18 protein-coding genes and 1 pseudogene are annotated in these 24,252 nt (G+C 32.5%); 12 read left to right on the top strand and 7 right to left on the bottom strand.

Translation table 11 applies throughout. The features are described from left to right. Positions 1-719 precede the first annotated feature (719 nt). Together AN960_RS21155 and AN960_RS21150 are read left to right on the top strand one after the other, a co-directional pair. The gene (locus AN960_RS21155) at positions 720-4,847 is read left to right on the top strand and encodes a S8 family serine peptidase (RefSeq protein WP_056476009.1); all 4,128 of its coding nucleotides are present in this window, start codon (positions 720-722) and stop codon (positions 4,845-4,847) included. Positions 4,848-5,406: 559 nt separating this feature from the next. Then, positions 5,407-9,537, top strand: a complete 4,131-nt coding sequence (locus tag AN960_RS21150; RefSeq protein WP_056476006.1) for a S8 family serine peptidase — start codon at positions 5,407-5,409, stop codon at positions 9,535-9,537. Positions 9,538-9,992: 455 nt separating this feature from the next. On the opposite strand, the gene AN960_RS21145 is transcribed toward AN960_RS21150, so the two are convergent. Both AN960_RS21145 and AN960_RS21140 read right to left on the bottom strand, forming a co-directional pair. Continuing rightward, entirely contained in the window at positions 9,993-11,237 is a 1,245-nt protein-coding gene (locus AN960_RS21145) for an NAD(P)/FAD-dependent oxidoreductase (RefSeq protein ID WP_056476002.1), read from the bottom strand. 158 nt (positions 11,238-11,395) lie between these two features. After that, entirely contained in the window at positions 11,396-12,124 is a 729-nt protein-coding gene (locus AN960_RS21140; protein WP_056475999.1) for a YwaF family protein, read from the bottom strand. A gap of 229 nt (positions 12,125-12,353) precedes the next feature. On the opposite strand from AN960_RS21140, the gene AN960_RS21135 reads away from it, so the two are divergent. The 5 genes from AN960_RS21135 to AN960_RS21115 all read left to right on the top strand — a co-directional run bounded on the left by AN960_RS21135 (position 12,354) and on the right by AN960_RS21115 (position 15,691). Next, the gene (locus AN960_RS21135) at positions 12,354-12,866 is read left to right on the top strand and encodes a DoxX family protein (protein WP_056475996.1); all 513 of its coding nucleotides are present in this window, start codon (positions 12,354-12,356) and stop codon (positions 12,864-12,866) included. Positions 12,867-13,204: 338 nt separating this feature from the next. Then, a complete protein-coding gene (locus AN960_RS21130) occupies positions 13,205-13,399 on the top strand; it encodes a hypothetical protein (protein ID WP_056475993.1) in 195 nt (64 codons plus the stop codon). A gap of 171 nt (positions 13,400-13,570) precedes the next feature. Continuing rightward, the gene (locus AN960_RS21125; RefSeq protein ID WP_056475990.1) at positions 13,571-14,098 is read left to right on the top strand and encodes a DUF3916 domain-containing protein; all 528 of its coding nucleotides are present in this window, start codon (positions 13,571-13,573) and stop codon (positions 14,096-14,098) included. Positions 14,099-14,266: 168 nt separating this feature from the next. Continuing rightward, the gene (locus AN960_RS21120) at positions 14,267-14,686 is read left to right on the top strand and encodes a MarR family winged helix-turn-helix transcriptional regulator (protein ID WP_216600089.1); all 420 of its coding nucleotides are present in this window, start codon (positions 14,267-14,269) and stop codon (positions 14,684-14,686) included. 45 nt (positions 14,687-14,731) lie between these two features. Continuing rightward, positions 14,732-15,691 carry an aldo/keto reductase gene (locus tag AN960_RS21115; protein ID WP_056475987.1) on the top strand — a complete coding sequence of 320 codons (960 nt, stop codon included), beginning with the start codon at positions 14,732-14,734 and terminating at the stop codon, positions 15,689-15,691. Between the two features lie 50 nt (positions 15,692-15,741). Here AN960_RS21115 and AN960_RS21110 read toward each other — a convergent pair. Both AN960_RS21110 and AN960_RS21105 read right to left on the bottom strand, forming a co-directional pair. Beyond that, positions 15,742-16,023, bottom strand: a pseudogene (locus tag AN960_RS21110) (MerR family transcriptional regulator); the annotation flags it as partial. Positions 16,024-16,060: 37 nt separating this feature from the next. Next, a complete protein-coding gene (locus AN960_RS21105; RefSeq protein ID WP_056475981.1) occupies positions 16,061-16,924 on the bottom strand; it encodes a LysR family transcriptional regulator in 864 nt (287 codons plus the stop codon). 136 nt (positions 16,925-17,060) lie between these two features. Here AN960_RS21105 and AN960_RS21100 point away from each other — a divergent pair, with 136 nt between their 5' ends. The 4 genes from AN960_RS21100 to AN960_RS21085 all read left to right on the top strand — a co-directional run bounded on the left by AN960_RS21100 (position 17,061) and on the right by AN960_RS21085 (position 20,093). Continuing rightward, the gene (locus tag AN960_RS21100) at positions 17,061-18,104 is read left to right on the top strand and encodes an aspartate-semialdehyde dehydrogenase (protein WP_056475978.1); all 1,044 of its coding nucleotides are present in this window, start codon (positions 17,061-17,063) and stop codon (positions 18,102-18,104) included. 539 nt (positions 18,105-18,643) lie between these two features. Next, positions 18,644-19,171, top strand: coding sequence for an orotate phosphoribosyltransferase (gene pyrE, locus AN960_RS21095; protein ID WP_056475976.1), 528 nt, complete (start codon positions 18,644-18,646; stop codon positions 19,169-19,171). Positions 19,172-19,210: 39 nt separating this feature from the next. Further along, complete coding sequence (locus tag AN960_RS21090) at positions 19,211-19,558, top strand: DUF6054 family protein (protein WP_056475975.1); 348 nt, start codon at positions 19,211-19,213, stop codon at positions 19,556-19,558. Between the two features lie 58 nt (positions 19,559-19,616). After that, positions 19,617-20,093 (top strand): GNAT family N-acetyltransferase, encoded by a 477-nt coding sequence (locus AN960_RS21085; RefSeq protein ID WP_056475972.1) that lies wholly within the window; start codon positions 19,617-19,619, stop codon positions 20,091-20,093. Positions 20,094-20,135: 42 nt separating this feature from the next. Here AN960_RS21085 and AN960_RS21080 read toward each other — a convergent pair whose 3' ends face one another. Continuing rightward, positions 20,136-21,842 (bottom strand): hypothetical protein, encoded by a 1,707-nt coding sequence (locus tag AN960_RS21080; RefSeq protein ID WP_056475969.1) that lies wholly within the window; start codon positions 21,840-21,842, stop codon positions 20,136-20,138. 204 nt (positions 21,843-22,046) lie between these two features. After that, positions 22,047-22,286, bottom strand: coding sequence for a hypothetical protein (locus AN960_RS21075; protein WP_056475966.1), 240 nt, complete (start codon positions 22,284-22,286; stop codon positions 22,047-22,049). 233 nt (positions 22,287-22,519) lie between these two features. Between AN960_RS21075 and AN960_RS21070 the strand changes: the two genes are divergently transcribed. Continuing rightward, complete coding sequence (locus AN960_RS21070) at positions 22,520-22,774, top strand: alpha/beta hydrolase family protein (protein ID WP_156339742.1); 255 nt, start codon at positions 22,520-22,522, stop codon at positions 22,772-22,774. A gap of 401 nt (positions 22,775-23,175) precedes the next feature. Here AN960_RS21070 and AN960_RS21065 read toward each other — a convergent pair whose 3' ends face one another. After that, positions 23,176-24,069, bottom strand: coding sequence for a hypothetical protein (locus tag AN960_RS21065; RefSeq protein WP_056475961.1), 894 nt, complete (start codon positions 24,067-24,069; stop codon positions 23,176-23,178). Positions 24,070-24,252: the final 183 nt, after the last annotated feature.

Genomic DNA, 24,252 nt, shown 5'->3' with positions numbered 1-24,252 from the left:
TCCCCATAAAAAAATCCCCTCCATAATAGACAGTACGATCCTTTTTTTTGACTGTCTACTATAAGGGGATAATAACACTGTTGAAAGTCCTTTTTTATTGCCGATAACGGTGTTTATGTAAACTAGAAAAAATACATAAGTTGGAACGGCTATTACCGATGTAATGAAGGTAAGATAGTGAGAAAAGGTAATTCAACTAACGATAGTGCGTTAGGTCAATAAGAAAAAGTAAAGATCACAATTTTGTGGTCTTTTTTGCGTGAAATAAAGAGAAAAATATACGATTAAAGCCATTTTCATTTTTGGGTTTCGCTAACCTCAAATTCTCTAGACTTCACTTGATTACTTACTTCTCTCTGGATACCCCAATTGCATATCAAGCACCTATTATTTATTTGTTTATTACTATTTTAAAACTTGTTATAAGTAGATAAATTAATCTATTTATTACCGTTTTCATATAAGCCAATAATTAACGTAAAAATTACCTATTCCGTTTAAAACTTAAGAAATGTTTAAATTCAAAAAAATTATTTCTTTGATATGTTTAATGATTTTATAGAACAATTTTCTTATTAATTTTAAAAAATTATATTTTCAATCGGGAAAAACGTTGATTTTATAGTGTATAAATAACACAATTGATTGTTTATTGAAGTTTGTAAATAATCAGAATATAGGTTAATTCCTAACAATAAATTTGAAGGGGTGTTTTATAATTGGAAAGTAATATAGTAAAGCCACTCAAAGTTGTTTCTACTAGTTTTATAGCAGCTAGTTTGCTATTTTCTAGTCACACTTTTGCTTCGGTAGATTCTACTTCTCATAGTGGCGAATCAAATCTTGAGCAATATTTAAAAAATTTATCAAAAGAGGATCGCAATCGCGTACATAACAATATTGAAACGGCAGATCCAGAAAAATATTTATCACCAAAGCTTGATACGACTGGTAATAATCCTGTAAACATCATTGTTCAATTTGCACAAGATCCTGCTAAAACAGTAGTTAAGAACAACGAAGAAAACGGAATTGAAGTCTCTTTAGACGATGCAAAAAATAAAGTGGAAAAATCTCATCAAAATTTTAAAAATAAAATTGGTCAAGGCAAAAAGGCCATTTCAACTATTCAAATACGTAAAGAATACCGCCAAGCATTTAACGGTGTTGCAATGACAGTACCAGCTAATGAGGTACATACTATTCTTGCGATGAATGAAGTAAAAGCAATATTTGAGGATAAAGTAATTAAAATAGATCCATCTCCCTTAGAGAATCAAGCAACTGAGTCAGTTAGTCATTCACCTGCAGTAGATAGTACTGAAACGATCGGTGCAACAAAACTTCATGAAGAAGGGGTTACTGGAAAAGGTGTGAAGGTTGCTGTAATCGATACTGGAATTGATTATAATCATCCTGATTTAAAAGATGTTTATAAAGGCGGATATGATTTCGTAAATAACGATTCCGATCCAATGGAAACAACTTACGACGATTGGAAAAAATCAGGGCAACCTGAAATTAGTCCATTAGGTGGTACTACTTACTATACTTCCCACGGAACTCATGTATCCGGAACGATTGCTGGTCAAGGTAAAAATAAAACGGATTATGCAGTTACTGGAGTTGCACCCGGAGTTGAACTATATGCTTATAAAGTGCTAGGTCCATATGGTTCAGGCTTCACAAGTAATATTATCGCAGGGATTGACAAAGCAGTTGCCGACAGAATGGATGTTATTAATCTATCACTTGGAAATGATTATAATGACCCTCTTGATCCAAATGCGATTGCAATTAATAATGCTTCATTGGCTGGTACGACTGCAGTAGTTGCAGCTGGAAACGCAGGAAATGACCTATATAGCCTTGGATCACCTGGAACTTCTCCACTGGCTATTACAGTTGGCGCGAGTGATTTTTCAATGACAATCCCTACAGCTACTGGTACGGTTAGTTCAAATCAAAATCTTTCATTATCAAATTTAAAACTTTTAGCAAAAAGCTATGATGACGACATAAATACATTAAAAAACCAGTCTCTCCCAATCGTATTTGTAGGGTTAGGAAACAGTGAAAGTGATTATAACGGCAAGGATGTTAATGGAAAAATCGCACTGATTGAACGTGGCATACTTTCTTTAAATGAAAAAGTAATACTTGCTAAGAAACATGGAGCAAAAGCAGTATTAATGTATAATAATAACCCAACAGAAGGCCAAATTCCTCATTATCTTGGAAACAGCTTTGACTTTATTCCAGCATTTACGCTTACAAATGAACAAGGATTAAAAGTTGTCGATAATGTAAAACAAGGGAATGCGACATTTACATTAAACTCTATAGGTGAAATGAAAACTAGTGGAGATACATTAGCTGATTTCAGTTCACGTGGTCCTTCAAACAGATTTTATGATATTAAACCAGAAGTGACCGCACCAGGAGTTGCTGTATTCTCAAGTGTACCTGCTTATCAAAATGGACCGAATCACCTAAATGATTATACAAATGCATATATGAGTGCATCAGGAACATCTATGGCTACTCCACACGTTGCTGGAGCTGCTGCCCTTCTTTTACAAAAACATCCAGAATACAAACCTGAAGATGTAAAAGCCGCTTTAATGAATACAGCCGATAAGCTACAAAAAGATTACAGTGTATTTGAAGTAGGTGCAGGAAGAATTGATGTATATGAAGCAGTGCATTCTGACTTACATATTAAAGTAATAGATAAAACGATTAGTACAAAAGATGGTAACGATATAACAATACCAGACGTTACAGGAGCATTAAGCTTCGGACCACAAGTTACTGAGGACAAAGAAAAAATAGACTCTCGAGTAGTTTCTATTTCAAATACTAGTAACAAAAAGAAAACATATAATATTCAAGTTAAGTTTAATCAAAACCTAAAAGGAGCGAAAGATGCTTTTGCTAACAAAATTACGTTAGATGTACCTGATACTCTTACACTTAATGCAAACAAAACAATAAAAATTAAACCAACGATTCACATTCCTACTACAGCTGAATTTGGTAATTACGAAGGATATATTTATATTACAAACAATAGTAATCCTGATGAAGTTTATCAATTGCCATTTGGCTTCAAGCATTTACAAGAAGGCATTAATAAAATCAACGCCTATGAAGACGCATTCACAACGAGACGTGATTTAAATAATAGTTTTCCATTCGGGACAGGTATTGAATTTGCACTTAATAGTTCAATGGAAACGGTCGATTTTGTGTTAAAAGATGCAACAACAGGACAAGCGCTTGGCCTGGCTGATGCATACGAAGGGCTGTTTACAGAAGACATACTTTTTGCAACTGAATTCCCATTTAATGGATTATATTTTCCTTTTACAGGAAATAAGGATCATCCAATTGCTTATGCCAAGAAGCTTGCACCTCCAGGAAAGTATGAATTAGAACTAATCGCAACAAACAAAGAAGGTAAAACATTTAAAAAGTCCGATACATTTTATATTGAAAATTCTAATCCAATTGTAAAAATGCAACAACCAGGTGGAGTATACGAAGTAAATGAAGATGGTATGACAGTAAAAGGAAATATTTATGATCAACAAGTAGCTATAATGAATCAGAACGGTTTTAATTGGGACCAGTCTTCTAATATGATTAATTTAGTGAATAAAACAAAGTTCTCTACAACTCCTTTAAAAATTGAGAAAAATGGTGACTTCGAATTTAAGACAGGGCTTCTAGACGGTAAAGATGTGACAAAATTTACCCTTGATGCCAAAGACTATGCACAAAACGGTATGCAAGATCACCCTGATTTCTCATACACGCTTGTTAAAAAAGGACTTTCATATGCGAAACTAGTTGCTAACAAAACTGATGTAAAATATGGTGAAAATGTCACTCTATCACTTAGTGCACACAATATTACTAATTTAACAGGTGGAGAATTTACATTAACATTCCCTTCTACAACATACGACATTGCAAATGTATCCTTAAATAAGGATTTTATTGCTTATGCTAAGTCACATGGTTTAAAGGCAGATCTTAACATAGCTGAACAAACTGCAAGTAAAATAACCCTTAATACGCAATTAACAGGTGAATCAATCCAACCGATTCAAGCTGCTATGCCATTAATCGATCTAACTTTTAAAGTGAAGGAAACGCCAAGCACCTATATAAAATGGATTCAAACGATTGATATTACAAAAGCTACCGCATTTTCTTTGAATCAAGCACCTGCGACAATTCAAGCTTTTGGTCAAGGAATAAACATTGTTCCAACATACTCTCAACTTGAAGGTGGTATTCTTGCCGATGGATTTTTAGATCAAAATGGTATATGGCTAGATTACAAGAAAGACTTTTCGAAAGCCGGTATGAGTTTAAAATTAGTTTCAAAAAATGGTAAGACTTATACAGGAGAATTTAACAGTAGTGCACGTTACTTTGTTAAAAATCTTCCAGCTTCAAATGAGAATTACGATTTAACAATTAAAACTCCAGGACATTTCGACCGTCATGTGACAGTTAATGATTTATATGATATGACGAATGGAGATACTGTTGGTCGCTTATCTTATATTTTATACGCTCCAGTTATGGGCGGAGACGTAAATAACGATGATGTAATTGATGTATTAGATGCCGATTATATTAAAACATACTGGGGCACTAACAAGCGAGCTGCAGATATCAATTTCGATGGTATTGTTGACGCTAAAGATATGAGCTATGTTCAAAAGAATTATTTAACTCCAAACCCTGATGTCCAAGATGTTCCAAAAGGTAAAAAGAAAATTAAAGGTAAAACTTTTGAGAATATTTTGAAGGAGTTAAACATTCAATAAAGCAAAATAGAAAACGTCGGATTATTTTTGATCTGACGTTTTTTTTGATTTTTAAGTTACAACTATCTTTAAAACGAACTAAATTAATCCTTCATTTCGTTAACTAACTCTTCACTTAATAGAATACTATTGTGAATTAACCCTACATAAAAGCCATTATTGGCTTACTCGCGTTACTATTTATTTCAAGTTGTTCTATCTAAAAAAATTTTACTCATATTTCTTTGACCTCATCAATTTATATTTTAATTAAAAACGGTATTTGAATTACGAGGACATAAAAAATACCCAATTAATTTACCCATATTTTAGTGTCTAGTGTTCGGGTCATATTTCTTATCAAATGTTGTCGAAATATGTATTAGGAAAGTATAAACATTGATGTAATCCACCAAATATAACCCGATTGACTATTTTTAGAATATTTCCAATAATTAGTAATGAAAAGTAGTTATTATGTTGATGGATTTTAGAATAGAAAAGCTAGAATTTTAGATTCAAAACTCCTCTACAGTTAATAACTTCATTTTACGAATCTTACTATAAATGGGGGAAGAGTATGTTAAAGAGAACGAGTAAAAGTAAAATTGCAAAAAGCCTAACAGTAGCTGCTTTATCTACTAGTTTTATTTTAAGTTCTTTAAGTCATGTTTCAAATGTAACGAAAGCCGATGCTGTCTCAAATGCAGAAACAATTTTAGCTAAACTAACTCCACAACAAAGACAAGCTTTACAAAAGATTTCAACGACTGATCAATCAGGTCTTTTTCTTGATTCAAATGTAAATTTAAATAGTCCTGAAACTGTTTCAGTCATTGTTTCATTTAAACAAAAACCACAGAATATTGCTGTATTAGAAAGCGCATTAAAAGGACAAGCTTTATCAGAATCAGAAGCAGCAAGTAATGCGAATGCAGATCATACGAAATTTAAATCAGACATAAGTTCTTTATTTAAAACAAAATCTGATGGTTCATATAAAATAAAACGTGAATATAAACATGCCTTTAACGGGGTAGCGTTAGAAGTCCCTGCAAATAAATTAAATGATTTAATGAAATCAACAGCTGTACAGGCCATTTATAGCGATGTAAAAGTAAAATCCGAGCTTCCGGTTGAAGAAAAAGATTCATCAACAAATTCAACAGGTAAAGGAATGGCAGATGAACGTTCTTACTTACAAATTGATAAATTACATCAAGAAGGCTATACAGGTAAAGGAGTAAAAGTAGCTGTTATTGATACAGGTGTTGATTATAATCATCCGGATATTAAGGGAGCATTTAAGGGTGGATATGATTTCGTAGATAATGATAATGACCCGATGGAAACTACTTATGCTGATTATGTTAAAGCAGGTGAACCTTATGGAGTTACAGGCGCAGCAAATTACGTAACAGAACATGGAACTCACGTATCAGGTACGATTGTAGGGCAAGGAAAAAATGAAAGTGAAGATGCAACAACTGGTATTGCACCAGATGCTGATCTTTATGTATATCGTGTATTAGGACCAGGTGGTAGCGGTTCAACTGATAATATCATTGCTGGTATTGACCAAGCAGTTGCTGATGGTGTAGATGTTATGAATCTTTCATTAGGTGCAGATTATAATGACCCACTAATTCCTGAAAGTATTGCAATTAATAATGCAGTGTTAAATGGTGTAACAGCAGTAGTTGCTGCTGGAAACGCAGGAAATAAGATGTATACATTAGGTTCACCAGGAACGGCAGCTCTAGCATTAACAGTAGGCGCAAGCAGTGTGCCAATCACGACACTTGGTGGAAAAGGTGCCATCGATAATGTAACTGCATCTTTACTTTTAATGGCAAAAGGTGCTGGGGATGATGTTTCAAAATTAAAAGGTGTAACGAATTCGGTTGTCGATGTAAATCTAGGAGAAGCATATTCTGGTAAAGATGTAAAAAATAAAATTGTTCTAATGAGTCGTGGAACGTATACGCTAGATTCTAAAATTGCGGCTGCTAAGTCACAAGGAGCTGCAGCAGTTCTTATGTATAATGACAATCCAACTGAAGGACAAATTCCAACCTTTTTAGGCGATGGTGTCAATTTCATTCCAACGTTCTCGTTATCTAACGCAGATGGTCTTGCTTTGAAGCAAAAGCTACAGTCAGGATCTGTTAACTTTACATTTACTGATATAGGTGAAGCAAAAACACAGGGTGATACGCTAGCAGACTTCAGTTCAAGAGGACCTGCAAGATTAACTTATGATATTAAACCAGAAATAACAGCTCCAGGTGTGAGTGTATTATCAACAGTACCAGGTTTTATTAATAATCCGGAAAATCCAACTGATTATAAAAATGCATATCAGCGTTTGTCAGGTACATCAATGGCTACCCCATTTACTACAGGTGTTGCAGCATTATTAAAACAAGCGAATCATAATTTACAACCAGAAGATATCAAAGCAATTTTAATGAATACTGCAGATTCTTTAAGTAAGCCATACAGTGTATTTGAACAAGGTGCAGGAAGAATTGATCCTTATACTGCAGTTCATTCAACGATTGAAATTAAGGTGCAAGAAAAAACACCAATGATTTTAAATGGAAGAGAAAAACAGATTAATGAAGAAACTGGGGCACTTAGCTTCGGAAATGTTTCATTTGATGGAAAAGACTTTTCAGATACCCGTACAATCACGTTGATGAATAAAGGAGAAAAGTCAAAAACATTTGATGTAAAAGTTAATTTCCAATCAAATTTACGTGGTTCAAAGGATGCTGACGCAAATGGTGTAACTGTTCAAACTCAATCGACAGTAACATTAAAAGGAAGTAGCCAAAAGAAAACAACTATTACATTAAATATTCCTAAAACGGCTGAAAAAGGAATTTACGAAGGATATGTCGTGTATACAAACAAAGAAAATCCTTCTGAAACCTATCGAATTCCTTTTGGCGTACATTATGTTGAGCAAGGATTTGATTACTTTAAATTGTATAAACAATCAGTACCTGAGTCCCTTATTCAGAGTAGCCAAAATTGGAATCGAACAAATCTTGCCTATTTTGCCTTAAAATCACATATGAGATCAATTGACGTAATTATTTCAGATGCAAAGACTGGTAAAGATCTTGGGATTGTTAATTCGTATGATGGAGTAGCAATTAATGAAGGAATAGATATTGCAACTTTCGTTTATTTTGGCTATTACTACCCGTTTACAAATGATCCGAATAATCCAATTGATACAAAAAGGGAACATGTTGTCCTACCAAAAGCGGGGCAATATGTCTTAAAAATGATTGGTACAGATGATAATGGAAAACAATATACGATTAGTCAAGATTTATTTGTCGACGGTACAAAACCTAAATGGGATATGCATGTAGAAGGGGAAGTACCAGGAAAACAAATTGTCGAATATAAAGATGGTCAGGATACATTAGGTGTAACTGCTCAGATAACTGATGATAATGTTGACGTAAAACGAGCAGCTGGTATGACTGCTGATCAAACACAAAATCAAATTTATTATTCATATGACTCTTGGCTACCAAATGGTAAGGCGACGCTAGATAAAGATGGTAAGGTGTCCGACGAAATTGCGATGTTGCCTAACCAAAATGTTTTAAGTGTTAAATTTGAAGGGATTGACGAAGCAACAAATGGTTATCTTCAAAAGCAATATTATTTTGTAAATGAACATACACCATATGTATCTGTTGAGGCAAATAAACCGACAAAATTGAATAATGTGTTGGTAAAACCAGGTGAAACCTTTACGATGACATTAAATGCAAATAATGTAAGTAAACTAACGAAGGCAAATTATAAGTTCTCGGATACTCCAGGGTCAAAAATTACGAAAATTTCATTAAATCCTGCTGCACAAAAACTAGGTGGAACACTAGATGTTAAACAAACGAAATCAGGAGATACAACTTCATCAGATGTGACTGTTAACTTTAACGGAACTTCAGGAATAGATGGGGACTTACCAATGGTTGATTTAACAATTGAAATTCCAAATCCACTAGATCCGAAAAATGCTTATTCATTTAACTCAGTAACATCACAATTTACAGATCGTAATTATGTATCAACTACTGTTTTTTCAAGCGTTTCGCCAATCAGGATCTTAAATAATCAAACTGAATTAGTAGGTTATATTCAGGCTCAAGGATTATTAGATGCAAACGGCCAGTATGATTATATAAGAGATTACTCAAATATTTCGCCAAATTTAACCGTAATTGATAGTAAAGGAAAAGAAGTAAAAACTAATATAGTCGCAAAAAATGGGTCATTTGATATTACAGGACTTGATCCATCAAAAGATGATTACACATTAATCCAAGATATACCAGGTCATTTTACAGTCCGAAATTCAAGAATTAATGTTTACTATGGCTTAGATGACAATGTATACGGTGCATACTATACAGCAGGTATAGAAAGGGCAACCGCTGGAGATGTAAATAAAGACGATGTAATCGATGTAAAGGATGCATTAGCAATTCAGACAGATTGGGGAACAAATGAACGTAGTGCAGATATCAACTTCGATGGAAAGGTTGACTCGAAAGACCTTGCATTCGTTGAAATGAATTACTTAATGCAAAATCCTTGGGTTCCAGCACCACCAAAACCAGTTAAAAATTATAAAGGAAGTACGATAGAATCAATTAAGAGTCAATTAGGATTACAATAATAGTAAGCAATGTGGAAAATTAGTTAAAATACTATAAGAACCCAAAAAACTCTAATCAACTTTTAGGTGGTTAGAGTTTTCTCATAGTGGTTCAATAATGGCATGCGTTAGTTGCAAAAAAAGGGTGGTTTTAAAACTATTGGTCTAAACTTAATTTGACTTGAAAAATGATGAGAAAATGCTAAATTGGCTGAAAGAAAAAGCAAGTAAATGAAGGCATTGAAAAGCACCTCAATTGTTAGATACAACTAACAATTGAGGTGCTTTATATTTGACCAAATTTTTTCTTAATAAGAAGCACTCAAAATTCTAGAAATGCTTTATTAGTTTTAACTTGCATAAATTAAAGCATGAAATAAAATTACAATAATCAAGGAAACCCTCAAATGAAGTTTCCTCTATTATTATGTAATTATCAACATTAAAGTTAAACAGAGCCTATATGTTAAATAGAATCAATTGGAAGAATTAAAAAATCCATTGTTTAGCAAAGGTCGTTCTTGCAAGTAAAGAGCTAAATCTGGACAGTTACCTTCAACAATTTCCTTTGCAATAAGCTTCGACAGCAGCTGGCTGTAAACAGTCCCGTTATCTCCAAAGGCAAATAGGAAATAACTATTTGGAAACCCTTCGTATTTTCCAATAATTGGAATGCCATCGTTTGTTCCTCCATAAAATGCAGCTAAGTAATATTCTGGCTGTACTTGAATAGTTGGAAACATTTTATTAAACTCTTCAATCAGTTTCTTCTTTTTATGAATCAGTTTACTATCACGATCCTCAGAATAAGAAGTATTATCATCAAGTCCGCCAATGATAATCCGGTTATCGCTAGTTGTACGCATAAATAAATAAGGACGAGCGGTTTCCCAAATGAGGGTTCTGTTATACCAATCGGAAAGATCTTTGACTGGATGGGTTGTTACCGTATATGTACTTACAAAGGAAGCTTTTTTCTCCTTTTTAATCTCTATTCCTTCATAACCTGCTGCAAAAATAATATATCGTGCTTTGATAGAATGACCATTCTTTGTAGAAGCAATCATCTTATCTTGTTCTTTATCATAATGGTGACCATTCATTTCAGTATGTTCAAATATACGGATTCCTTTGCTTGCGGCATAATCCAAAAGTGCATGAGTGTATCTGAAAGGATTAATTTCTGCATCATTGAATGAATAAATAGCGGCATCCCTGCTAAAAGGATATTTTGCTTCAATATCTTCCTTTGTTAAAAAAGTAAGTTCACAGTTTTGCTGTTTTAAGAATTCATATTCCTTTTTTAGACTTTTAACATCATCTACACAGCTTGCGGAATAGAGAGTATCCCTTCTGTTGAATTCACAATTAATGTTGACTTTCTTTGAGGCTACTTCAATTTCATTTATGGCTTCTTTCAGTAGTAGTAAATGCCTTTCGATGTAACCTTTTCCAAAGGTGTTAATCAGATCTGTAAACATTTTTTCACCGGAATATTGAAGGAGGGCCGTATTCGTACTAGTACTGCCGCTGCCAATGGTTGATTTTTCAATTACAGCCACATCTAAATTAGTATCGGAAAGATAATATGCACATTGTGCCCCTGAGCTTCCACCCCCAATGATTAATACATCACATGATAGGTCTTCTTCCAATGTTGGATATGTTGGAGCATCAGGAAAAGTAGTTGGCCAATAATAGGATCCAGATTGTAAATTCATCTATATCCTCCTGTTATTAAAAAGTATAATGTTACTATTTCCAACCTCAATTTTATGTATGCAAGAAAAACCCATTGACGTGCAGATATGACTAACTCCAAATATTAATCAAATAACATAGCCATAACTGTAGTTATCTATGTCGTCACTAACATAAATTATTGATCTCTTTCTATTTTCCTTTTTAACCAAAACGGGCTATACAATATGTAAAAGCTCACAATCATCACTAATTCAGCCGAGAGAAGATACCATGGCCAAGGTCCTAGATAATTTAATAGAGAAGCATTTTCGGGCTTTTTCATGAGATACATAAAATTAGCTTTTAACAACTTATTAATGAAAAATACGCAAGCTGCATAAAGGTTAACTATGAGAACGGTCACCCACATGGATTTTATGGTCGGTCGATATTTGCTGGCCACTACCATAATCAAGCAGGCAAGCACCACTCCTCCGTGCGAAACAAAAAACTCGAAATATCGAAAATGTGGAAACGAATAATGCCCAAGATCAGGTGTCAAGATGGCTTGAATGGAACTGGCTAAACCAGCAAAATACATGAATTGAAATACTTTATAGCTATTTGTCAGAAGCATTATAATTCCCAGAATGACAGTAATATCACTAAGTTCAAGTGGTAAACCCGTTTTAAGCGACCAAGCATTCTCATACACAAGCCATATATGATAAAAAATCTCAGAAGCCAATAAGAGAATTGCTAAAGAGAAACGAAAAAAGCGTTTTTTCTCTGATTCTTGAATCTGTTTTCTAAAGACAAATAGAAGAATACTGAGTATCAATATGATTCCGATTGTTAATAGGTGATTTAATGAAAAAAGGTGAAACGGACCTAATTTTGAATGAAATTGAAAAAATCTTTCCAACACAATACCCCATTAATTGATTTGATTTTTATGAGCAAGTATTGATAGTTTGGGGCAAATTTTGCTAGTTCTATACAGGCGCTGAGTTTTTGACGCGTTTTCCATTTATTTGCTATGTGAAGACACAAATTGTTCACTAATAATGTGAAAAAATTCACAAAGTGTATTGTATAATCAATCTGTAAACATAGCACACATAAATTTAATTAAATCAACAGGAGGAGTTTATATGTTTATTAATTTCCTACGTAACAATAAAATAGCTGCAGGTGTATTAACCATTCTTCGTCTGTACGTCGGATACGAGTTTATCACTGCAGGTTGGGGCAAGTTATCAAGTGGAGGATTCGACGCGTCAGGTTTCCTTGCTTTCGCCGTAAAAAGTGCAACGGGCGAGCACCCAGCTGTTCAAAGTTGGTGGGCAGATTTTTTAACAAATTTCGCTATCCCGCATGTTGACTTGTTTAATTTCTTAGTACCAGTCGGAGAATTTGCTATTGGTCTTGGTTTAATCATTGGTTGCTTTACAAAAACAGCAACATTCTTTGCGCTTATGATGAACTTTGCATTCATGTTTAGTGGAACAACAAGCATTAACCCACAATTAGTTTTATTAAGTATATTCATTATTGTAGCAGGCTCAAATGCAGGTCGATTTGGTTTAGATTATTTTATTACTAAATTTGTTCCCAAATTAGGTGAGATAAAGCAAAATCATAGAGTAGAAAAAAAAGTAGCATAAGTTAAAAAGAGAAAAGATCGTTATTTCATTAAAATAACATAAATTATTCAACATTTAAGCAATCATATTATTATTTTAATTTTTTATCAAAAAGGATAGAAATGTAGAAGTAAATTCTACTATTTCTATCCTTTTTTTAGTGTAAACAATCGTACATACAACAGTCACATTGATAAAAAATTGTTAATATAATCTTTGGAAAATATCGGTATTTTAAAATCGTTATGATTTTTGCTTTAATATGTTACAATATTGTGAACAATAGGAAAAAAAGACGTTTGTTGAAACTTTAAAACATATTTTTTAATAAGAAAAGTAAGTAAAAAGGAATGGGAAATATGAGATTTCATTTTGTGTTGCTACAAATAACAATTGCTGCAGGTGTATTAACTACTTTATTAAAACAATTAGAAGAAGTTCATTTGATGTACATGACAGCATTTATGTATGTTACGGTTGTTATTATTAGTTTTTGGATCAAAGAAAATCAAAAGAAATTAAACCGTTTAAATGAAAGTGAAGATCAAAAATAGTTAAAAGGAGCGATAGATGATTCTATCGCTTTTTCTATTTTATTTATTACTTCATTCTATACTTCAACTTAAGCAAGAGTTACTTATTAACTTTGATGATACTTAAAAGAAAGGGGAAAAGTAAGGATTATAATGAAGAATTAAAATGATGAAATAACGAGGTATTTATTTATGACAAGACAAAAGAAATTAAGAGGAGAACGAAGACGAATTCGTAACCTTAAAAGGGAAATAAATGAACTTTCTAAAGAACTACCAACTCCTCGTTCAACAAGTAGTACGTATAAGGGATACGATGCTTTTCATTTTCGTATGTTCGAATTGATTGGTGAGTTTGAATTAATTCCAAGACGTAAAAAAAGAGATTTTTTACAAGAGATTATTAACTTAGTTAGTAATTTACATAATCTGAAAACATCAAAAGAAAGTGAATATCGAGTAATGTGTTACTTCTTTCTTCCGCATATGGAGTATATTATAGTATCCATTTTTTATACTAAAGCAGGATTAGATGATTTCTATCGAGGACTTTATCATAATGGAAGATTCAAAAAAGAAATGATTCCAATTGTTGACCCGAATTACTTACAAAGTGAGTGGCAAATAAATGTACCATCATACTTAGAAGTAAAAGGCTATCATTGTAATTTTAAAGCTAGAGAAAATCAAACGATGTGGCTTATTGGAAATTTATCATAAGAATAGAGATGTAATGAGAAAACCCTGCAGCTTTTACTAGTTCGAGGGTTTTTAGTATATGAAAATCTGTTTCTACACTAACTGTTGACTAATCAACAGTTAAAGAATACAATAAGTGTTGATTAGTCAACAATAATAAAGATGGTGATTAGAATAGAAAAAGAAACCATGCATTTCATTATGCTCAACAGCAAGATTTTTAGAAATACTCAAATTTATTTAGACAAAGTTATAAAAAAGTATGAACTTAGTAGTGGCTCGTTTTTATATTTAATTACTTTAGAAAAGAATGAAGGAATTAGCCAAAATAAACTAAGCGAAGAAATCGGTCATGATAAGGCTATGTCAGCAAGAACGATTAAAAAACTAATCGATCTAGGTTATGTAAATAAAGAGCAACACGAAAAAAATAGTAGGGCTTATCGGTTATATTTAACTGAAAAAGCTAAAGACATTATGCCCGAGATTCATGAAAAAATTCAAGAAATGGTGAATTTATTTACAGAAGAATTAACAGAAGAAGAATTGTTTATTACGATGAGATCTTTAAAAAAGATATTTGATAGTACGAACAGATTTAGGGATTGAAAAGTAGCAAACTCAAACAATAATGAAGAAAAGGGGAAACTTAAGATGATCAATAAAAGTAATAACTCAGAACTTTATAAACTTGGATTAGGTTGTGGTGGGATGATAAAAGACGATAATAAGTCTGAAAACATCGCTACAATTCATGAAGCACTTGACTCTGGAATTAATCATCTAAATACTGCAGATTTTTACGGCTTTGGAAAGAGTGAAATGGTGATTGGTGAAGCACTAAAAGGTCAAAAAAGAGAGCAAGCTTTTATATCAGTTAAGTTTGGAGTATTAGTTGCACCTAATGGCTCATTTTATGGCTTAGATGTTAGACCGTTATCAATAAAAAATTATCTTACTTATACACTTAAAAGATTAAATTTAGATTATATCGATCTTTACCAACCAGCCCGAATTGATTTAGGAATTCCGGTTGAAGAAACGATCGGTGCAATTTCTGACTTGGTTAAAGAAGGATATGTAAAACATGTTGGGATTACACAAGTTGATGCTGATACGTTAAGAAAAGCTAATTCTGTTCATCCAATAAGCTTTATCGAGACAGAGTATTCTTTATTCAATAGGAGTATGGAAAATGAAATTTTACCAACAGCACGAGAGCTTGGCGTTGGAGTAGTTGCATTTGGAGCGCTAGCTCACGGATTGCTCAGTGGTACTTTTTCAAAAGAAAATACAAAATCATATATTCCAATGTTTGCTGAAGGGAATATAGATAAAAATCTTGTACTTGTTGAAGAATTGAGTAAAATAGCTGATGAGAAAAATATAACAATTCCACAACTAGCTCTTGCATGGCTTTCATCAAAAGGGGATGACATCATTACTTTAGTTGGTGCATCAAGACGAACTACTCTTAGAGATTCACTAAAATCAGTAGATGTTCAATTAAGTGCCGATGATATTGAAAGAATTGAAAAAGCTATACCTGAAGATAAGATCGCTGGTAGTAGTTTTCCAAAAATGGAATTTAAGAATGGTGTAAGATTTAACTAGAAAATTGATAATTAAAATTAACGACTGTTTTTATTAGACAGTCGTTTTTTCTATTTCTTCTTAAGTGTTTTAGTATTATCAGATGCTTCAAATTCTTTTAATACTTTAATTTTATGATCAACTTGTGAAAGCACCTTATTTAGATCGTTCAATTGTTCGACCACTTTCACACGATGTGCTTCCATAAATTTTCGTAAAGCTGTAACCTTTGAGACTCCCTCGTTTTGCATCTCGGTAAATCTTTTTAACTCTTGAATTGGCATATTCATGGAACGGTAGTACTTTATGATTTCAAACCACGCAATATCTGTCTCGGAATACACACGGTATCCTTTCTGATTTTTACTTTAAATTAGTTCAAATGCTATTCTACTTTTCTAATAAGGTAAGGAAAGAACGTAGAACTGGAGATACCCACCTTGATTTATGGTAGATGAAACTACTTTGTATTTTTTGTGAAGTTTCAATTGGCTTAAAAATTAATTGATTTTTGTTGAAACTTTCTTGTACTACTATAAAAGGAAGAATGCTAATTCCTAACCCACATATTACTGACTGTTTGATTACCTCTATGCTCGAACTTTCAAAAGTTCTATCAGGAATCTGCCCACTTTTACGTAAATACCCATCCACCATAGCTCTATAACCACAACTTTTCTCTGTATATATAAATTGATAATCCCTTAATAGTTCAATTGGATCCTTGCTTATAGTTAAATCTGGAGTTAATATCCATCCAAACAACTCATAAAATAAATTTTTCGTTATGAACTCATCGTACTCTATAGACTCTCCTATAATGAACGCGATATCTGTATCACCATCTCGCAACTTCTTAATGGCTTGTTCGTTTGTAGCAGTCTCAAGAATAATATTAACTTTAGGATTTATCTGTTTATACTTTTGTAAAATTTGCGGTAGCCGATAGACAGCTAATGATTCATTTGCAGTAATTGTTAGCGTCCCTTCAGGATGGTCACTATCTTTTGGTATTTCATGTGCTTTTTCGTAAATTGTGAGTAACTCTAGCGCATAAGGATGAAAGTGTTGTCCTGCCTTTGTCAAAAGGACTTTTTTTCCTAATCGATCAAAAAGAGGAGATTGCAAATCATTCTCCAGCGCCTTAATATGTGTTGTCACAGTTGATTGTGCGTAATCTAATGCATAAGCTGCTTTTGAGAAACTACCATGTTTAACAATAGCGCAGAAAGTTCGAACGTGCCTTATTTCCATAATAAAAACCTCTTTTAGTATCATGATTTGTGAACGATTATATCATATCTTTCAATTATTAATATAGAGTATATTCCTTTAAAATTGAATATGAAAGAAAATAAAACTTCTTTTAACAATATTGGAGGAGAAAAATATGAGTGAAAAGAGTTATCATATTGCAGTTGTTGGTGCTACTGGCGCAGTAGGACAGAAAATTATTGGTCTACTTGAACAAGATACAAATTTTAAAATAAGAAAAGTCTCATTTTTTTCCTCTATTCGATCTGCAGGGAAAAAAATACCATTTAAAGGTAAAGAAATTACTGTTCAAGAAGCAAAGCAAACCAGCTTCGAGGGAGTAGATATTGCTTTTTTTAGCGCAGGAGGAGACTTATCCAAACAATTAGCTGGCCACGCAGTTGCTAGTGGTGCAGTTGTAATTGATAATACAAGCGAATATCGTATGTCAGCTGATGTCCCTCTTGTTGTACCTGAAGTGAATGCTCATACGCTTTCTAAACATAAAGGAATTATTGCTGTTCCTAATTGTTCTGCATTGCAAATGGTAACAGCATTACAACCAATCCGCGAAACATTCGGATTGGAGCGAATTATCGTATCAACCTATCAAGCTGTATCAGGTACTGGGATACATGCCATAAATGAATTAAAAAACCAATCAATGACCCTGCTCGCTGGTGAAGAAGTTGAGGCTTCAATAATGCCTGTAAAAAAAGATAAAAAACATTATCCAATTGCCTTTAATGTACTACCACAGGTAGATGTATTTACTGAAAATGATTACACATTTGAAGAAGTAAAAATGATACAAGAAACAAAAAAAATATTCGAAGATCCTAAACTAAAAATGGCTGCCACCTGTGTTAGAGTGCCAGTTGTATCCGGTCACTCCGAATCGGTTTATATTGAATTAGAACGAAAAACAACTGTTGATGAAATTAGAAATGTCTTAAATTCGGCACCAGGTGTTACTTTACAAGATTCACCAAGTGAACAGCTTTATCCTATGCCTTTATACGCAGCTGGAAAAACAGATACGTTTGTTGGTAGAATCCGAAAAGATCCTGACCATCCTTTTGGTTTCCACCTTTGGATAGTATCGGATAATCTACTTAAGGGAGCAGCTTGGAATTCAATCCAAATTGCAGAGTCAATGGTGGAAAAAGGATTCATTTAATAGATTTGAAATATGTTGATAGGTCAATTACAAACAAATCCCCTTTAGGTCTTATTCCGAAGGGCTTTATAACGGTTGAAATCTCTAAGAATTTTTAAAGTGATATATATATAAATCAAAAATCCTTGTTTGTTTAATAAAAAAAGACCGACGTATCGTCGATCAAGTTGTACAAGAAATATTAAATTGATCACTTATACTTAATGAAAAAGTTAAAAAGCACAGAATTACTATTAGAGCAATCGTATTAACTTTTTTGAACTCCTTTTTCATTAATTTTGTTCCCCTGTAGCATTGTTCGCTCCCGTATTTTACCATATTTAATGAGAGATCTAATTAAAAAATTAATATTTTTCTATATTTATTTATTCTACTAATCTGCCAATTTGTTGTATAAGTAAATCAACAATCTACTTTAACAGAGCCCTTTGATTAAATGGAATTTAATACAATTAAATAGGATAATTTGCTTTGGAAACTTAAAGGAAATTATTGTTAAAATTAGTTGGGAACTAGATAACTTTTAGGGGGACTTAATAATGAATAAAGATCAATTAGCACAAGAAATTTATAATATTGCCCACTTAACAGGTGAGTTTACATTAAGATCGGGATTAGTATCAAATGAGTATTTCGATAAGTATTTGTTTGAATCGAATCCAACACTTTTAAGAGAAATAGCTGATCAACTATCAAAATACATACCAGAGGGAACTGAAGTATTAGCTGGTTTAGAAATGGGCGGTATTCCGATTGCCACAGCTTTATCGTTGAAAACAGGAATACCAGTAGTATTTGTTAGAAAAGAAGCAAAAGCCTATGGAACTTGCAAACTTGCAGAAGGGATCGATATTCAAAATAAGAAGGTTTGTATTATTGAGGACGTAGTGACGACTGGCGGACAGATTAAACTTAGTGCTGAAGATTTAAAACAAGTTGGTGCCAATGTAAAAGATGTCTTATGTGTAATTGATCGTCAACAAAATGGTAAAGAAAATTTATACGAAGCAGGGTTAATTTTACACTCATTACTTACAATGGATGAATTAGTTGCGGTTACGAAATAAATTAATTCTACCTATTTATCACATTCAAAGGAGGAACATATGAAACATTACACGGAATTCACTGTAAACATAAAGCCAACTCAAGCAACTCAACTAATTTTAGAGGACACAGATTTACAATCAAATTTGATCTTTCAAGATTATAAAGCTGCTGAAGAAAAAGAAATTGTAATCCTAGTATTTCAAAAATACTTTTTTAGAAACAATAGTACAGCAACATTGACCGTTACAATTGATAACTTTAGTGGTGATACGTATGTTAAGTGTATTTCATCTGGTAATGGAGATGGAATATTCGATATTGGTTGGGGTGCAGGAAAAAGTTTTATTAAACCAATCAGACTAAAGTTGGCAGCTAATATATTGGAAATAATTGAGGATAATTAATTTAGTGTATGAGTGAAAATTACAGCACAGTTAAAACAACCTAAAGAGGTGAAAATGCATGGAGATTACAATTCGAAATGCCAATCAAGAAGACTACGAGTCATTAATACCATTATTTAGACAAGTTCACGATTTACACGTTCTTGAACGACCTGACCTATACAAAGAGAACTCTACTCCAGTAGGTGAAGAGGAATTTAATAACCAACTAAAAGATGATAAACAACATATAATTGTGGCTACCTTAGCTTCTAAAATACTTGGTGTAGCTGTTTTGAAGGAAGAGGAAATACCTGAAAACTCTTTTGTTAATGCAAGGAAAATCTTATTGCTTAATAGTTTATGTGTTGATGATGCGAGTAGGAAAAAGGGTATTGGAAGAAAACTCATGCAATATATTATTGATTTCGCGAAAGAATTGAACATTGATAGTGTTGAATTGGGAGTTTCGGAGAGTAATCAAAAAGCAATCCATTTTTATGAGTCAATTGGAATGACGACAAAAAATAGAAAAATGGAGTTTCGATTAGGTTAAGTAAAAGAGATGCCAATAACGGCATCTCTATTTTTAATTAAATCATTGCTGCTGAATATGTGGTTGTTCCTTTAAATGATCGGTCAGTTCATCTACAACAATTGCGAATTCATCGTAAGATACACATTCTAATGGGAATTCTAGGGCAACTTTATTTTGTTTGTTGTAAATGGTAACAACTTTGGAACGTCGATCAAGCAATCTTGTTTTCATGTTAGACTTTTGAATGGTGATTTTTTTAATGTCTTCTAGTAAAATTTGGGAGTGAGCGTCCTTTTCGGAATATCGGACAACATTGCCGACGATTTCGATTTTGTTTTTTAATAGTTTAGTCTTATAGATGTGATATGAAACGATTAAAACTGCAAATATAGTTGTTAAAGTGATGTATACTGAATCCTTTGTAGAGAATGCTTGATATCCTCTAAAGGCTAGTAGGACGTACCAAGTGTAGAACCATTTACTTAGTTTTGGCTTGCCTTCGTAGTATACAATTGAAGCATCTTCTTCTTTTTCATTCTCTCTTTTGTCCATAAATAGTTGTACATGTTCTTCGATTGATTTTTCATTGAACTGTCCATCTTCTAGATAAGTACCTTCCCACATTTGGACCGAGTCGTCTTCTTCCTCAAGGGCATAAGCACCTACCCAGGCCGGGATGACTTGATCATCATAGGAAACGGAAGCTAAATAATAACGGATTGGTTGGTTATATGTGTTTTCAATATCTATATGTTTGATTAACTCGATTGTTTCAGGTACAAAATCATGTTCTTGGACGATATATAGAAACAGATGACTTTTAGCAAAATATGCTTGTTTATTCTCTTTAATAGGGAATAAGTGTTCTTTACGGATTCTAAGTATTTCCGAATAAAAGTATTCTGTGGATTCTATATTTGTTGCACAGTCTAACAGTTGTTCTTCAGGTACGTTAATGTCTCGTTGAAGAGCGGCAATAATTGCGTTAGTTCGAATAAACGGATCAGTAAATGACATTGCTTCTTTTATAAAAGGTGTCATTTCATCATTAAAGTAATACTCCATTAAAGATAGATAGATCGCCATAATTGAACGGATTTGTAAATAGGTTTCTTTCCATGAGCCATACACAAACTTAATATCATAATCATTTTGATAAGGCAGAAATTCGTCTACTTGCTTTTGATAATCTACTAATAACAATGGTGCGATGTATTTTGTTTTGAAGCGGTCTAGATAATTTTTATCTAAACAGTATGATAACAATCGATAAAAAGTAGTTTTATATTCTTCCACTTCGAATAATTCAGTATGTTTTTCTAATAGTTTAATAATGATGCCAGGATTGTCGTATAGCACATCTAATGGTAAAACAACTTGTTTGTTTTGGATATCTTGTTCGATTAATTCCAAGATTGCTAGTTCATGCTCTTCTCCATCAAATAAGGTTATGTATCGAAATACTTCTTCTTTAGCAGCCTTACTATATTCAGGGTAATATTTTATTAAGGCTTCTGTTAATTCAGGTATTTCGAAATGAGAGATGAATTTGATCAAGTGGTAACTAGGTTCATCCCATCCCTTAAATGATGTTGGATATGGATAAGCAGCTTCTTTTGCTAACCATTCTAAAGTTAATAAATTAAATTGTAGGTCATCGACTTCTGATAGTTCGATTAATTGAAAAATTGCATCATGGCGAATAGTGGAATCTGTATGTTTTAATCCTTCGACGATACGTTTCAGTTGTGATTTATAATTTGACACAATAATCCTCCGATATCTAATTGTAAGTTTATATTTCTAACAATATTTTAATTTTATTGGAAATACTTAAAGATAGCCACTGTTAAATAGTAGAAAAATATACTGAGTTATAAAATAAAAGCCTGAATCCACGATTACTTGATAATCGTGGATTCAGGCTTTTTTGTTTATTAAATCATTGATGTAGAATTTTTAAAATTGCTCCTATTTGCATCCGATACTATTTAATTTTTCCATAAATCTTGCAGTTTGAATTCTACTTTGAGCTATTCGAGTATGACGTTGTTTTCGAAATTCGCCAATAAGATTTTCTAATGAATTATCTTTGGCAACAAAAGTTCGATCACCAATGGTTATTGTAACAGCACCAGTAGAATTGTTTGCATAAGCTTTAACCTTATTTCTTTTACAATTATTTATTCTTCTATTTTCCTCATCCAACATTCAATTCACCTTTCTTATTATTGAAGTCTTAGAGTACATCTTTAGGATTCTATTGATTTCTGAAGAACCGAATATTAATAGTTTAGTATAATGAAGTCTTAAATAGTGGGATTAAGATTGTCTAATTATTGGACAATCTTTTTTTATGTTTCAAAGACCTCTAATGACTAGTAAACTATTTCTATGTTCAGAAGGAGCTTGCTATTTTATCACCGTTTGGTAAGTTGACTCAGTTGCAGTTTACTGATTCGATTATTAATATGAATGCAGATAAGATTGCACAGGATATTGAGTGTCCATTGTTTGTAGCACATGGTAAGGATAATCTTTTACATCCGGTTGATGAGTCGGTTCAGTTTTTTGAGGTGGCAGCAGAGCCAAAAGAGTTGTATATAATTGATGGTAAGCATAATGATTTTATATATAATGAGCAGCCTGTGTTCAAGGAGTTAGTTGGGGAGCTTAAGGGATTTTTTGGAAGAATTTGAGTTATACTAAATTGGAGACTGTAAGATAAAAGTTTATAATGATTATTTACTTTAAAGGACGCATTTTGCGTCCTTTTATTAATTTAAAAACAGTTGTAATGCTTCTTTGTTATTTTCAAAATCTAGTTCTAATACTTCACCGGCTTTACCCTTATTGAGGCACTTACCCAGTTACTTAATTAAGGGTAACCACGCCAAACTAAATTAGAAACTATTTTATATTTTTATAAATTTTGTATAAAAGTCCAATTATTACCCCTAAATATATAGATAGAGTCATAAAGAACGAGGTTATTTCATCAAAATTAAGTAAAAATAGTATTAATGATAAAAGATAAAATACAATAGGTGAAGCAATTGCAAAAATAAAAATATTTTTCATTTAAGTAACCTCTTTAATACTAATAATTGAATTTAATCATAGTTTCATCCATATCAGTACTGGTACAAAATATCCCAACTCCTATACTTCCTGTTTTAATGTCTATTGATGATGTTACACCCAAAGTAAGATGTGTATAGTGACCATAAGCATTAGCAGTTATATCATTTTTATTTCCTTTAGTTACCTCAACTGAAAGATAACCGTTGTGATTATATGGTGCCACATTAATCCCCAAATCTTTTAATTTGAATTTTTTTGCGATTCCTTTGTTATTTTTTGTGGTACTTGTTGCTCCAACTGAATGTATTCCTTTACCATCTGTGTATTTATAACTAAACTTATCGGTATTTGGAATTTTTACAGAACTTGCAGAATGGGTAATAGCAACTACATCAGTTAATTTCATATTTGGGGATTTTAGCCACGTAAACGAGTTTTTTAATAGAGTATTTCCATTACTTAATTTTGAAGAAGAAGTCGTCATTTTTAAATAACCAGTTGTTTTAGTTGAAGTACCTCGACCTAATTTTGTTGTATTAATCTCATTAATTGCTTGAGCTTTTGAGATTTCTTCAACAGAAGGCTCAGAGTAAGGAATATCTTGTGTTATCTTATAGTAATTTTCATCAGTAGTTAAATTTGATCCGTATAAATCTTTGAAATCATTATATTCTTCAACTGACATACTATTAATTTCATCAGGTGAAAAACCTAAATTTTGTAATTTTATGCTTTCTAAAGTATTAAATTGAACTGGATTCACTAGTTCTTCAGACAAAATATGTAGTTCTTCGGTGGATGTATTTTGAGATTCCTCAGCATTGGCAAAGCCATTTGATAGTCCTCCAACAAAAAAAAGTGTACTAAATAGTAATAAAAAACTGTGTTTATTTCTTCGTTTGATAATCATACTGACCTCCGATTATTTTTAAAATTACAAGATTTGTATTTGTATTTTTTAATTAAGTAATGAGAACATTTTAAAAACCGAATAGTAAATTTCCCTCCTATATTATTTTTTTAAGTTTATTAGAAAACTAATTTACTAGATTAACTACCCAAACAATCACCTCTTATGAAAATATTTTATTTA

The sequence above is a fragment of the Bacillus sp. FJAT-25509 genome, from assembly GCF_001420605.1.
Classification (GTDB): Bacteria; Bacillota; Bacilli; order Bacillales; family Bacillaceae_G; genus Gottfriedia.
Note: the sequence above shows the minus strand (reverse complement) of the source record. Positions and strands in the feature narration are given on the sequence as shown.

Excerpts from the sequence above, each read along its gene's own strand:
- AN960_RS21150 (WP_056476006.1), top strand. The coding sequence starts at position 5,407 with ATGTTAAAGAGAACGAGTAAAAGTAAAATTGCAAAAAGCCTAACAGTA.
- AN960_RS21145 (WP_056476002.1), bottom strand. The coding sequence starts at position 11,237 with ATGAATTTACAATCTGGATCCTATTATTGGCCAACTACTTTTCCTGAT.
- AN960_RS21135 (WP_056475996.1), top strand. The coding sequence starts at position 12,354 with ATGTTTATTAATTTCCTACGTAACAATAAAATAGCTGCAGGTGTATTA.
- AN960_RS21130 (WP_056475993.1), top strand. The coding sequence starts at position 13,205 with ATGAGATTTCATTTTGTGTTGCTACAAATAACAATTGCTGCAGGTGTA.
- AN960_RS21125 (WP_056475990.1), top strand. The coding sequence starts at position 13,571 with ATGACAAGACAAAAGAAATTAAGAGGAGAACGAAGACGAATTCGTAAC.
- AN960_RS21120 (WP_216600089.1), top strand. The coding sequence starts at position 14,267 with ATGCATTTCATTATGCTCAACAGCAAGATTTTTAGAAATACTCAAATT.
- AN960_RS21115 (WP_056475987.1), top strand. The coding sequence starts at position 14,732 with ATGATCAATAAAAGTAATAACTCAGAACTTTATAAACTTGGATTAGGT.
- AN960_RS21105 (WP_056475981.1), bottom strand. The coding sequence starts at position 16,924 with ATGGAAATAAGGCACGTTCGAACTTTCTGCGCTATTGTTAAACATGGT.
- AN960_RS21100 (WP_056475978.1), top strand. The coding sequence starts at position 17,061 with ATGAGTGAAAAGAGTTATCATATTGCAGTTGTTGGTGCTACTGGCGCA.
- pyrE (WP_056475976.1), top strand. The coding sequence starts at position 18,644 with ATGAATAAAGATCAATTAGCACAAGAAATTTATAATATTGCCCACTTA.
- AN960_RS21090 (WP_056475975.1), top strand. The coding sequence starts at position 19,211 with ATGAAACATTACACGGAATTCACTGTAAACATAAAGCCAACTCAAGCA.
- AN960_RS21085 (WP_056475972.1), top strand. The coding sequence starts at position 19,617 with ATGGAGATTACAATTCGAAATGCCAATCAAGAAGACTACGAGTCATTA.
- AN960_RS21075 (WP_056475966.1), bottom strand. The coding sequence starts at position 22,286 with ATGTTGGATGAGGAAAATAGAAGAATAAATAATTGTAAAAGAAATAAG.
- AN960_RS21065 (WP_056475961.1), bottom strand. The coding sequence starts at position 24,069 with ATGATTATCAAACGAAGAAATAAACACAGTTTTTTATTACTATTTAGT.